This window comes from Streptomyces sp. NPDC024698 (assembly GCF_055559015.1).
On sequence record NZ_JBVHLK010000048.1, the window covers coordinates 1 to 11,654 of the forward strand.

Genomic DNA, 11,654 nt, shown 5'->3' on the forward strand with positions numbered 1-11,654 from the left:
TGCTCACGGTGTGCTCCTTGTGTGGGCTGGTCGGGTGAGTCACCCTCCACAACATACACATGGACCATGACTATTCCAGTTGGAAGGAAAAGTTTCGGAGCAGCTCCCCCGACCGCGAGAGACGGCCGGCGGGCCGCTTCGTCAACTCACCCCCGCAGCCGCGCCGCTGGTGCCTGACGGCCGACACCGCGCCGGTCGCCCAGAGGAGCCTGGACCGAACGCCGGTCCCGCCTCTGCCGTACACCCAGCCGGCTCCCTCGACCGCCTCGGCAGGCGTACCCGTCTCATGGCCCGTAGCCGACTCCAGGACGCAGAAGGGTGCTGCACCCACCGGACGTCCGTCCGACGGGTGCAGCACTGCGGCACCGACGTCCCCACGTCGCGCCGCGCATCCGGGCTGCCGCTCGCTCCAAGCGACTTGGCTGGTTGGCCTGCCGACCAAGCCTCCCGCCTACCGGACGGCTGAGAAGTCAGACTTTGACCAGCTCGTGGTCCGCGTCCGCGGCCGGCGCCTTCGGGGCAGTACCGGAGAGCCCTTCTCCTTCGACGTCGAAGTCGGGCAGCACTCTGTCCAGCCAGCGGGGCAGCCACCACGCCCGGCGACCGAGCAGAGCAAGGACGGCGGGAACGATGGCCATACGGACGACGAACGCGTCGAAGAAGACCGCGACGGCCAGTCCGAAGCCGATCATCTTGATCATCTGCTCGCTGGAGCCGATGAAGCCGGCAAAGACCGCGATCATGATGACAGCGGCCGCGGTGACCACGCGTGCGCTGTGCCGGAATCCGGTGACCACGGCGTTGTGAGGCCGTTCGCCGTGCACGTAGGCCTCGCGCATGCGGGAGACGAGGAAGACCTCGTAGTCCATGGCCAGTCCGAAAACCACGCCGATCATGAAGATCGGCATCATGGACATGATCGGACCGGTCTGCTCGACACCGAACAGGGAACCCAGCCAGCCCCACTGGAAGACGGCGACGACGGCGCCCAGTGCGGCCACTACGGAGAGCAGGAATCCCAGCGCGGCCTTCAGAGGGACAAGGATCGAGCGGAAGACCACCATGAGCAGGACGAAGGCCAGTCCCACGACCAGGGACAGGTAGGGCATCAGCGCCTTGTTCATCTGCTGCGAGAAGTCGATGTTCAGTGCCGTGGTGCCCGTGACCAGGACGTCACGTTCGGAGCGGTTCCGGATCTCGTGAACCAGGTTCTCGGTGGAGGCTGATGAGGGGCGGCCCTGCGGGATCACGGTGATCACGGATGTGTCGCCGACGGCATTGGTCCTGGGCGGGCTGACGGCCGTGACGCCACCGATGCTCGTGATGGTCCGGGCCGCTTGTCCGGCAGCGGCCTCGTCCCCGTCGACGACCACCAGCAGGGGGCCGTTGAAGCCGGGGCCGAAGTGGTCCGACAGCAGGTCGTAGGCCTTGCGCTGAGTGGTGCCGGAAGGCTGCGCGCCGTCGTCGGGCAGGCCCAGTTGCAGGGAGGCTGCCGGGACAGCGACAGCCGCCAGCCCCAGTACACCCGTCAGGAGAATCGTCAGCGGGCGGCGCAGGACGAACCCTGCCCACCGGCTGCCGAGGTTGGCCCTGCTCCGGGCCGGCCGCGCCGTCTTCCTCCTGCGGTCCGTGGCCCTGCTTCCGGCGAAACCGAGCAGCGCTGGGACCAGGGTCAGGGCGATCAGGACCGCGATGACCACAGCGCCGGCGGCGGCCAGGCCCATCTTGGTCAGCATCGGAACGCCCACCACGGACAGACCGGCCAGCGCGATGATCACGGTCAGGCCGGCGAAGACGACGGCGGACCCGGCCGTGCCGACGGCTCGGCCCACCGCTTCCTCGCGCTGTCTTCCTTCCGCCACTTCGGAGCGGTAGCGGGAGACGATGAACAGGGCGTAGTCGATCCCTACGGCAAGTCCGATCATCATGGCCAGTGTCGACGTGGTGGATCCGAGATCCAGTGCGCTGGACAGGGCCGTGATGACGGAGATCCCGATGCCCACCCCGACTATCGCGGTCAGCAGAGGAAGGCCGGCGGCGACCAGCGACCCCAGGGTGATCACGAGGACAACGGCGGCGATGACCACACCGACGATCTCTCCGGCACCCGGTGCCGGTGTCACGGTCAGGGCATCACCGCCGATCTCGGCTTTCAGACCAGCGTGTTCGGCCCTCTGTCCGGCCTCCTCCAACGCACCGCGGGTGGCGTCGCTGACCTCGGGCGGCGTGACCTTGTACGTGACGGAGACGTATGCGGTGGACCCGTCCTTGGAAACCGCCCTCGCCTGATAGGGATCCGCCACAGCCGCGACCTGCTCAGAACCTGACCTGAGGTCAGCGACCACCTCGCGTACGGCGTCCTTCTGGACGGCGGCGGTCAGTTGGTGCCCGTCGGCGGCCCTGAGGACGACCCGGGCTGTAGCTCCGTCAGCGCTGCTGTTCGGGAACCGCTTCTCGATCAGGTCGAAGGCCCGCTGGGACTCGGTTCCTGGCAGGGAGAACGTTGCGGAGGTGGCAGACGACGCGGTTGCCGCACCCACCCCCGCCATCACCAGAAGAGCCAGCCACACCAGAGCGGTGATGCGTCGCCGCCGGAAGGCGAGACGGGCAAGTCGGTACAGATACGTGGCCACGAGAGCTCCAGAGGGCTCGATCGGCGCGGGAGGAACAGGGTCGGCCTGATGCTGCGGCCGGTATCGCCGAGCAGCTCTCTGCCCGACGCGGATGGGGTCCGGTCGGACAGTTCCTCCATGGCCGATGCTGGTCGACTCGAACCCCGCGTTCATGAGCAGCCGGTGCTTATGTTCCCGGCAACGTTCACCGGGTCAACCGTTGGGTGCAGTACCTGACCGCCTGTAGGTTTCCGGTGTGAGTGACGACGGCGAGACTCAGATCCGATGCGCGGCGGAGGCGGACGCAGCCGTGATCGCGCGTATCCACATGGCCTCTCGGTCGGCGTCCATGCCCTATCTGCCGCCGCAGAAGCGCCAGTACGAGCAGGTGACCCGATGGGTCCGGGACATCGTGTTCAGGCAATGTCGCACCTGGGTCGCGGTGCGTGATGCGGAGATCATCGGCTATGCCGCTCTTGACGGCGACATGCTCGAACACCTCTATCTGCGCCCCGACGTCCGCCGGCAGGGAATCGGCACGCTGCTCCTCGACGAGGTCAGGCGGCACAGCCCGGACGGTGTGTCACTGCACGTCTTTCAGCAGAACACCGACGCCCGCGCGTTCTACGAACGCCACGGATTCACCGTCCTCGACACCAGCGACGGCGATCGCAACATGGAGAACCTGCCCGACATGACCCTTCGCTGGACACCCGCCCACACCCGGTGAACCCGTGCCCGTCAGAACGGAAGCACACCTCGACGGTTCCCTGACCTGTCCGGCACACACCGCTCCGTGGAGATCTCTACGTGTCCGGGTCGAGGCGCAGGGATTTTCTGATGTCCCGGCGGCTTTTGATTCCCAGCTTGGAGAATATCTTCTGCAAGTGATTGTCGACCGTGCGGACGGACAGCACAAGCCGTTCCGCGATCTCTGCGCTGCTCATGTTTTGCGCGGCGAACAGTGCTATCTGCCGTTCTCGGTCCGTCAGCTGGATCGCCTCGCCCACGGTCACCGACGCCGGTGTGCGAACTCCGGGGCAGTGCTCGAGCATTCTGGAACTGCTTCTCATCGCCCTGGCGGCAGCACGTTTGTTGCCGTGTCGCGTATAGATCCGTGACGCGTCGGCGTGGGATTCCGCGGAAAGCAGATAGGCTCCGCATGTCTCGAATTTCCTACCCACCAGTTCCAGCTCTGCCGCGTCCTTGCGTGCGAGAGCTTCGATGCTCTGGATGCGAGCCGAGAGCAACGGCCCCTGCGGAGGCGAAATGTGGTGGATGTAGAGCGCCGCTCTTTTGGCATCGCCGAGGCGTGCCAGCGAGTGCGCCGCCTCCAGCCTGATGGTCTCTCTCGCGTCGTCCGGTCCTTCAAGGAATTGCACGAGAAGCTGTTGTGCCGCATCGATCTCACCGTCCGCGGCTGCGGCCCATGCTTCTGCGACGACTTGCGCTCCGACCGCGTAGGCCAGAGATTCATCACCTGAACCGATACCGGACCGTGCCGTCGTCATGGTCTTCTTGTCGCCCGTCAGAGCTCCTGCCTGGAGCAGGCAGCACTGCAGGTAGGTCCGGCCGAGAGGCCACCCTTGTTCGACTTCGCTCGCAAGAACACGTGTCAATCGGCTGGCTGCTTCGCGCGCGTCACCGCGCAGAAGTTCCGCTTCCCCCCGGGCTCCCTCCAGCATGGCTCGCGCGCTGGGAGATTCGCGATAGACGTTCTCGATCTGGCCGTTCGAGAGCAACTCGATCGCCTCTCCTATCCGGCCGGACTGCATCAGAGCGATTGTCTTGACGAGGTCCTTCATGATCGGGTGATGGCTCAGAAGGACACGGCTGTAGCGATGGAATTCCGGGGGGTCGAGAGATTCTACGACACGAGAGGCGTCGCCCGGTCGCCCATCATGGGCCAGGAGCAGACCCAGGGTGATACCCGCTTCCCAGCGAATATAAGGGTCCGGTGAATCCTGATATGAGTCGAGTATCTCTACTGCTTCTGCTTTCCGGCTCAGATGCAGCAAGAGCTTGGCTCTTCTGACCTGAAGAAGCCCGCCGTAGTCGAGGTCCGGCAGGTCTCGCCCGGCCTCTTGCGCCTCGTTCTGGACTGCGAGGGTCTGCCCCAGGAGCGCCTCCGCCTCGTGAAATTTTTCGAGACCTTCGAGCGTCGTAGCCCGCGCCAGTCCCACGATGGCCCTTTCCCGAGGGTCACGGACTGCGGACCATGCGACAGCAAGGACGTCCTCGGCTTCGCGGTAGCGCCCCCGCATCCACAGCACCGTCCCAAGGAGTGTGGAATTTTCTGCGGTCGGAGCAGCCTTCCATGAGGCTTCGGAGAGTTGTTGCGCTTTCTTCAGATCCAGCGCAGCGAAAGAAATCAACGCAGCATTGAGCAGCACGGCAGGATCCGGGTCCTCTCCCAGTTCGACGCTCCAGAGCGCAAGCTTCAACGCCACGTCGGCCCGGTATTGAGAATCCAGACGGTACAGCTTCATCAGTTCTCGGACATGGCGGCGGCGCTGGAGAGGGGGAAGGGAATTCCGTAGAATTTCACTGTAGAGCGGATGGACGAAGCGGACCTCCTCCTCACCTCCTTCCTCACGCACGGCAAGAATGGATCGGCTCTCGAGTTCTTCAAGTTCTGAAACATCGAAAACGTTCAGGAGGTGCCTCAGGAGGACAGGCTCCCCCAGGGCCACGATCTGAAGCAAATCGATCTGTGGGAGCGAGGATTCCTGGATTCGTTCCTTGATGAGATCGACGAGCCGGCTTGCGGCGGTGATCTCACCTGAGAGCGACCAGGTTCCATTCTTGAAGGTGAGCTGCCCTTTTTCTTTGCTGGAAATGATCAGCTCCCGCACGGTCAGAGGCAGGCCGTCACTCAGCCGATAGATTTCGGAAGCTGTCATCGAGTCGACGGGGTCTCCGGCGACGGCTGCCGCGATTTTCGCGGAGTCGTCCTCACCGAGTACGGGCAGGTCGATCCGTGCGAGCAGACCGTCTTTCCACAGCGCCATGACGTCGTGGGCATATGCCGCATCATCCCGGCATGTCGCTACCGTTGACGCGCGGTGATGCGTGATCATCTGCCGCAGGAGGAGAATGGATGCACTGTCCAGGAACTGGACGTCGTCAATACAGAGAAGCAGACGGCGACTGCCTGCGACGCGCTTCAGGGATGCCGCCGCTTTCGCCAGAACGGAGTGTGTTTCAGCGAGGCCGCTCCCGTCGGGTGACATCCATGGCGCAAAAGCTCCCAGGGGGATCTCCCTGGATGCGTGTGTCGCTGAGACGAAGAGCGAGTGGAACCCGTGACTCGAGGCGCGCTCGTGTGAGTCCAGTGCCAGCCGAGTCTTTCCTGCGCCGGCCGGTCCCAAAATGATGGCGCCTCTCAGCGTGCCATTCTTGAGAATGTCCTCTATCTTCCGCTGTTCCGTGGCACGACCAATCAGAGGCCACTGCGTGTCCATGTTGCTGAGAATACCTCTGGAAGGTTGAAGCCGCAGGTGACGGTGTTCATGGCCGACCGACCGTGCAGCGGCCGCAATGGAACAAGCGATTCTGTAAATCCGGTGCTTCGGGACACCGTCGCGTCATGCGACGCGAGCCGGGCGGCAAGGTGGCCGTCATGCGTTCGCCCGCACGCCGCGGCGCAGTGCCGGCAGGGATCCCTGAGGCGGCAGCTGTCGGCCGGCACCTACTCGGGAAGGAACATGTCCTCCCAGGTGTCCTGGAGCTTGGCCTTGGCCGCTTCGTCGTCGTTCAGGACGGGACCGTCGAGGGCGAAGAGACTCTCACCGTGGAGAGGCAGGGTGTCCCACGTGGTGGCAAGGTCTCGCGCCTGGTTCTCCCCGAAGAGGTGCCACACCAGGGCGATGGTGCTGGGGTGCACCGTCCCGGCACCCCCCACGGTCATGATCTTGCGATCCGCATCGATCTTCCAGGCACGCCGCGGGCTGGCGACGTTCTCGCCGTGCTGCGCGAGCCGACGTGAGACGGTCGCCGGAGCGGTCACCTCGCTCCCGGCCAGAATGCCTGCTCGGTGCAGCACGCTCAGCCCGGCACAATTCCCCACCACCCAGCGGCCGTCGTCGTGGTGGGCCCGAACGTAGTCCACAACTTCCTTGTTCTGGCTCGCTGCCCCCGCTCCGATGCCGCCGGGAATGTAGAGCAGGTCGTAGCGGTCGGTCGGTGAGACCGTGGTCTCGCTGGCGACCTGGGCGCCCATGTGGGTGGTGATGGTGCCCCCTTCGAAGCTGCCCAGGGTCACCTCCAGTTCCTCTCCCTGCCGGCCGAGTGTCCAGGCCAAAGAGCGCAGGAGTTCCCATGGCGCAAGCAGGTCCTGCTCTCCGAAATTGGGGAATCCGAGAAACAGAATCGACTTGATTGCGCTCATGCTGCTACCTCACCTGCATGAATGAGGACCAGGCCAGTGAAGGGCTGGACGTATCCTCTCGCGAAGGCACTTCTAGCGAAATTCACTTACCGTGTGTGACCGTTCCCTGCCCCTATTCGAGGAGCCTAGTACGAACAGCGACCGCCGTCCTGTCCTGAGCCACCTGCGACAAAGGAAGACGCTTGTGCAGCGGCCGGCCAGGCGGAGCCCAGTAGCACCCGTCCGAGCGCAGGCAGTCAGTCAGAGGGCAGGGCCGCGACGAGAAGCCTGGTTGTGCTGCGAGCCCATGCCGCGGCGCACCACGTCGTTCTGAGACATCAACTTCCTTCTGGGGCGGGCGGGCTGTCCTCGTGAAGTCTCGATGGCGGGCGACTTCCTCGAATGAGTATCTGCTGCTCAACATGGGGGCGTCCCGGCGACGGGCTGGTGTTCCGCTGCGACGACTGCCCGACCAGCAAAGCCATTTCGCGGCATCTGACGCTCTCCGTCCGCGGCCGAGTACCGACTACTCATTCAGAGGTGTTGGCGCTCGCATACGTTTCGGGCATCCGGATCACCGCGCACTGGTGGGGATCCGCTGGACACCAAGTAGGAGAAGCCATGAAGAGCGTTGCCGAGTCCGGGATCATCTGTGCTGTCAAGACCGGCAGCATGAACCACAACGAGATCGTCGTTCCTGTCGTCCTTGACGCCGAGGCGGACAAGAACACGGCGCCCGTCTCGGTGTCTGGCGTTGGTGGGGACAGCTGGGTCAACCACAACGAGATCATCATTGCCGACTGATTCTGTCAGCGCAGACGGGGCAGCTTCGGCCGGATTCCGTAGTAGCGGATCCGACCGGGCGCCCTGCCTGCTCTTCTGATGTTGACATCCTCTCCCTCTTAAGTACTTCCGGGCCTGCCCAGACCGACTGCCCGGTTCGCGACAGTTGGCCATTCCGTTCCGATTGGTCACGGCTGATAGACACGCCGCTCTGGTTCGTCTGCGCGACGACGCTGCCCGCTGGACGCTCGCCCAGGGCATCACCGGCCAGTGGCAGCCCGGCCAGCTGGACGAGGACCACTTCCGCAGTCCATGGCGAGTGGTGAGGTCTGGCTCGCCGAGGCCAACGGCCGCGTGGCCGGGGCCTGGGAGCTGTGGTGGGAAGACGAGGACGCCCGGGGATCACAGCCGCCGATGGCTGGCTATGTGCATCGGCTGATGGTGGACCGCTCGAGACCGGCACCGAGTCCTGCCGCCCGGCCCGTTCCAAAGCCAGGGCGGAGCAAAAGGGCGGCAGGCGGGGAAGCGCCCGATCAGCTTCGCCGGCTGGAGCCATGGGATGATCTTGGTCGAGACGAGCAGGCAGAGGGGGCGGAGATGAAGTACGTCGTGCACGAGGACCCGGTCGGGCGGGCCGAGAGCAACTACGTCGCCCAGGCCGATCCGGCCCCCTTCGATCTCGCCGGGCAGATCGAGCAGTTGTGGTTTCGGCCCGAAGAGGACGGGACCTACGCGGTGGCCTGCATCCCCTTCATGGCCTACGGCCTCGCCCTCGGAGACCGGGTCCGCCTGTCACCGGCAGCCCGCGTGGTCGAAGTTGTCCGGAGGAGCGGACACCGCGTCCTGCGCACACTGCTCAGGCCGAGCGCGGACGCCGGACGCCTCGGCCGCAGCATCAGCCTCATCAAGGACTCGATCAAGGAATCCGGGCTGCTCAGCGAATGGCACGGGGAGCACTTCGTCGCCCTCGACATCCCTCCCGACACCGACATGAGCCCGCTGTTCGCCCTGCCGCAACGGGAAGTCGACGCGGCCGGCGCCTTCCGGGAATGGGCCGACGCCATGCCGTTCTCAACCACACCGGACTGACCGCGCCGCGACCGGTCCAGCCCGAACCAATCCCCGGGACAAACTGCCGAAGATGCACGATCCCGGCCCACTACAGCGCGATGGGGTTCACCGCCCGATGATCAAATGGCTTCGGTTGATACGTAAACTTCGTCGCGAATCTCCTCTCGACGACTCGAACAGCACTTACCGTCATTGCAATTCATGCAATAGAACACGGGCGGTAGAACTCTCCGGTGACGGGTTCTATACGTGCCCGACCTGCGGGGACGATGATTACGAGGATTGAGTGCGGGGCCAACTCCGGCTTCCTGCAACCTCGTTGACGATGCGGCGCCATTCCGGTTCCCCCGGAGCAGGGACCAGGACCAGGTCGGCCTCGCAGAAGCCCACAGCCATGCCGACCGCTTCGGCGGCGTACGCGGTGTCGGCGCGGACGAGGACGTGGCGGAGGGTGTTCCCGTCCTCGCCCTCCAAGGCGCCCGGCCTGGACTTCGCCATCGTCACACCGTGATCCGGCGGACGTCGGCGCGGGCCCGGTCACCGGGCTCTTCTCCATCCCGGCAGGCCCCCGGCAGGATCCCAGCCGACCCCTACGATGGACCGGTCCATTCGCGGGAGGTGCGGGACGTGCGCGGTGAGCTGACGGCCAAGGGGAAGGCGCACGGTCGTCAGCGCAGGGTCGCGTCCACCTGCCTGAACCCGGCGAACCAATGTGGTCGGAACACTGGCGGCAAGACCTGGTGTCTTGGCGGGCTCTTGGACCGGGTGCGCGAGCCGCGGCGACAGCGTCCGAACTCGGAGGCAATCGCGGCGCTGTTCCATGAGTGCCTGACCTACGAACTCGCGTCGGCTGAGTCGGCGGGCAGGGAGTGACCCGGGCCAAGGAGGTTCTGTCGTGGGCGACTTCGGATACCGGACGCACTTCCCGTTGAGCGATAGGAAATCCGCCGGCGTCCAGAAATGATGACGTCGGCTCGGAGATCTGGAACCCGTCCATGACCCCGCTCGGACCGAGGAAGCGAGGGGCAGGCGGAGTGCGCCGGTGACAGGGCATCGAGGAGAGCCGTTTCGGTGCGATCATCGCTGCGGAGCAGGAGACCAGTTCTTGAGGGAGTCACGTCGATGACGTCACAGCCGGACGGTTTCGTCGCGGTCCAGTTGCTCGCCATCCTCAACGACCCTGACGCACCTGAAGGGGACCAACTCGACGCCGCCATGGACCTGGAGGACCACTCGGGGGCCTGGTTCGAACAGGAGATCTTCAAGATCCTTCGGCGGGAGCGGTTCGAAAGCGTCCTGGCCCAGCACTGCGCGGAGTCACTCGCCGGCATCTGGGCCCGCCAGGACAGGATCGACCGGGACTTCTTCCCGGAGCTTCACGGCCCGGCGTTGCGGGAAGTCCTGGGCATTCTCGGAGCCCGTGCCCCGCATCTGATTCCGGCAGAAGCAGGGGAAGACTGAAGCTTCCTGGCAGCCCAGGCCTGCGCCCTCGGCTCGGGAAGCCCCTGCGCTCTCGCGCCAGTTGCCTCACTGACCTGCGACCGAAGTACGCGGCGCCCCGCAAAGTGCTCGGGTCATGGGCGCCACCCCTCACCGAGACGCAACGCTCCGAGGAACGTGAAGCTTTGCCATCTCCAGTGTCATCGACCGGATCAAGGCGTTCAAGCGCCATATGTGCGGCTGGACCGGCTTCACACTGCTCCGCAAGCGAGGTCTCGTCGCCCCGTCACGCGACATGACGATTTCGTCATGTACGGTGGATGCATGACGGAACAGAGCGTCTACCGGCATCTGCGTGAGTTCCGTGAGACGTTCGACCGGCCAGAGCCACTGGCCTGGCCGGAGATCAGCCATGGCCAACTGCTGATGATGATGAGCCCAAAGAAGCAGCATCAGCTGGTTGCTCACCGCCTGCGTACCCAGCTGGAGCCCCAGTTGAGTACGGACCTGGTCCTCATGCTCGAAACCGATATGGAAGATGCCGGACTCGGCATCCTGCGCGTACCGGATCTCGTCGTCATCGACGAAGAGGAAGCCGTAGCCGACAGCGATGCGATCGACCCCCGCCGCTGTCATCTGGTGATCGAGATCGTTTCCCGGTCCAATCCCAGCAACGACTACGAGGGCAAGCTGCGTGACTACCCATCCATGGGCGTCCCGCACTACCTGATCGTCGACCCCCGGGACGGGAGCGCAGTTCATCACTGGGCACCGGTGAACCGAAGTGGCGTGCCCACGTACGACAACAGACAGCACTACACGTTCTCGGACACCATCACCATCGCCGAATGGAAGATCGACACTGCTGGTCTGCCCCGCTACAGCAAGGACGGACAGTGAACGACACGGCAGACATGGTGCGGTTGTGGCGCCGACGCCGCGGGATGTCTCAGGCGCGCCTGGCCGAGCTCGCCGGAACCGGGCAAGCCGCCATCTCACGCATAGAATCCGGGCGGGATCTGCCCACGCTCACGCTCCTGGACCGCATCGCGTCGGCCTTGGACTGCCAGTTGACGGTCGCCTTCACGTCCGACGCCGGCCAGGTACCGCCTTCAGCTTGACGGTCTGTCAGCGACGCAACGAGAGTTCCGAAACTGCGTAGCTGCCGAGTTCGCGGTGCCGGTATCGTCCAGGCTCCCCGACCCGTCGTACCGGCGGTCTCCCTTCAGAGAGCGATGCAGTTGACATCCTCCCCGCCCTAAAGGGCGGGGATTCCCGCCTGGCTGCCGGTGGTGACCGGCTGGGCCTTCGGGTGGGTTCCCCGTTCAACGGGCCGTGCCTGGCGTGGGATTTCCACTCCAGGACTGACCGGCCCTCCA

10 protein-coding genes are annotated in these 11,654 nt (G+C 64.9%); 6 read left to right on the top strand and 4 right to left on the bottom strand.

The features are described from left to right. Positions 1 to 470 precede the first annotated feature (470 nt). Complete coding sequence (locus ACZ4AA_RS38030; RefSeq protein ID WP_467613224.1) at positions 471 to 2,633, bottom strand: MMPL family transporter; 2,163 nt, start codon at positions 2,631 to 2,633, stop codon at positions 471 to 473. Positions 2,634 to 2,868: 235 nt separating this feature from the next. Here ACZ4AA_RS38030 and ACZ4AA_RS38035 point away from each other — a divergent pair, with 235 nt between their 5' ends. Beyond that, entirely contained in the window at positions 2,869 to 3,342 is a 474-nt protein-coding gene (locus ACZ4AA_RS38035) for a GNAT family N-acetyltransferase (protein ID WP_467613226.1), read from the top strand. A gap of 76 nt (positions 3,343 to 3,418) precedes the next feature. Here the strand turns inward: ACZ4AA_RS38035 and ACZ4AA_RS38040 are convergent, their stop codons facing one another. Further along, positions 3,419 to 6,076, bottom strand: a complete 2,658-nt coding sequence (locus tag ACZ4AA_RS38040) for a LuxR C-terminal-related transcriptional regulator (protein WP_467613228.1) — start codon at positions 6,074 to 6,076, stop codon at positions 3,419 to 3,421. Positions 6,077 to 6,303: 227 nt separating this feature from the next. Then, positions 6,304 to 7,002, bottom strand: coding sequence for a DJ-1/PfpI family protein (locus ACZ4AA_RS38045; protein WP_467613230.1), 699 nt, complete (start codon positions 7,000 to 7,002; stop codon positions 6,304 to 6,306). A 600-nt stretch (positions 7,003 to 7,602) separates the two neighbouring features. Here ACZ4AA_RS38045 and ACZ4AA_RS38050 point away from each other — a divergent pair. Next, positions 7,603 to 7,785 (top strand): hypothetical protein, encoded by a 183-nt coding sequence (locus ACZ4AA_RS38050; RefSeq protein ID WP_467613232.1) that lies wholly within the window; start codon positions 7,603 to 7,605, stop codon positions 7,783 to 7,785. Positions 7,786 to 8,361: 576 nt separating this feature from the next. Continuing rightward, positions 8,362 to 8,853 carry a DUF4265 domain-containing protein gene (locus ACZ4AA_RS38055; RefSeq protein WP_467613234.1) on the top strand — a complete coding sequence of 164 codons (492 nt, stop codon included), beginning with the start codon at positions 8,362 to 8,364 and terminating at the stop codon, positions 8,851 to 8,853. 255 nt (positions 8,854 to 9,108) lie between these two features. Here the strand turns inward: ACZ4AA_RS38055 and ACZ4AA_RS38060 are convergent, their stop codons facing one another. Then, positions 9,109 to 9,333, bottom strand: coding sequence for a hypothetical protein (locus tag ACZ4AA_RS38060; protein ID WP_467613235.1), 225 nt, complete (start codon positions 9,331 to 9,333; stop codon positions 9,109 to 9,111). Between the two features lie 624 nt (positions 9,334 to 9,957). Between ACZ4AA_RS38060 and ACZ4AA_RS38065 the strand changes: the two genes are divergently transcribed. From ACZ4AA_RS38065 to ACZ4AA_RS38075, 3 genes are all read left to right on the top strand, one after another. Beyond that, a complete protein-coding gene (locus ACZ4AA_RS38065; protein WP_467613237.1) occupies positions 9,958 to 10,296 on the top strand; it encodes a hypothetical protein in 339 nt (112 codons plus the stop codon). A gap of 303 nt (positions 10,297 to 10,599) precedes the next feature. Continuing rightward, positions 10,600 to 11,175 carry a Uma2 family endonuclease gene (locus tag ACZ4AA_RS38070; protein WP_467613239.1) on the top strand — a complete coding sequence of 192 codons (576 nt, stop codon included), beginning with the start codon at positions 10,600 to 10,602 and terminating at the stop codon, positions 11,173 to 11,175. Next, positions 11,172 to 11,396, top strand: a complete 225-nt coding sequence (locus ACZ4AA_RS38075; RefSeq protein ID WP_467613241.1) for a helix-turn-helix transcriptional regulator — start codon at positions 11,172 to 11,174, stop codon at positions 11,394 to 11,396. Before ACZ4AA_RS38070 ends, ACZ4AA_RS38075 begins: the two co-directional genes overlap by 4 nt. The last annotated feature ends 258 nt before the right edge of the window (positions 11,397 to 11,654 follow it).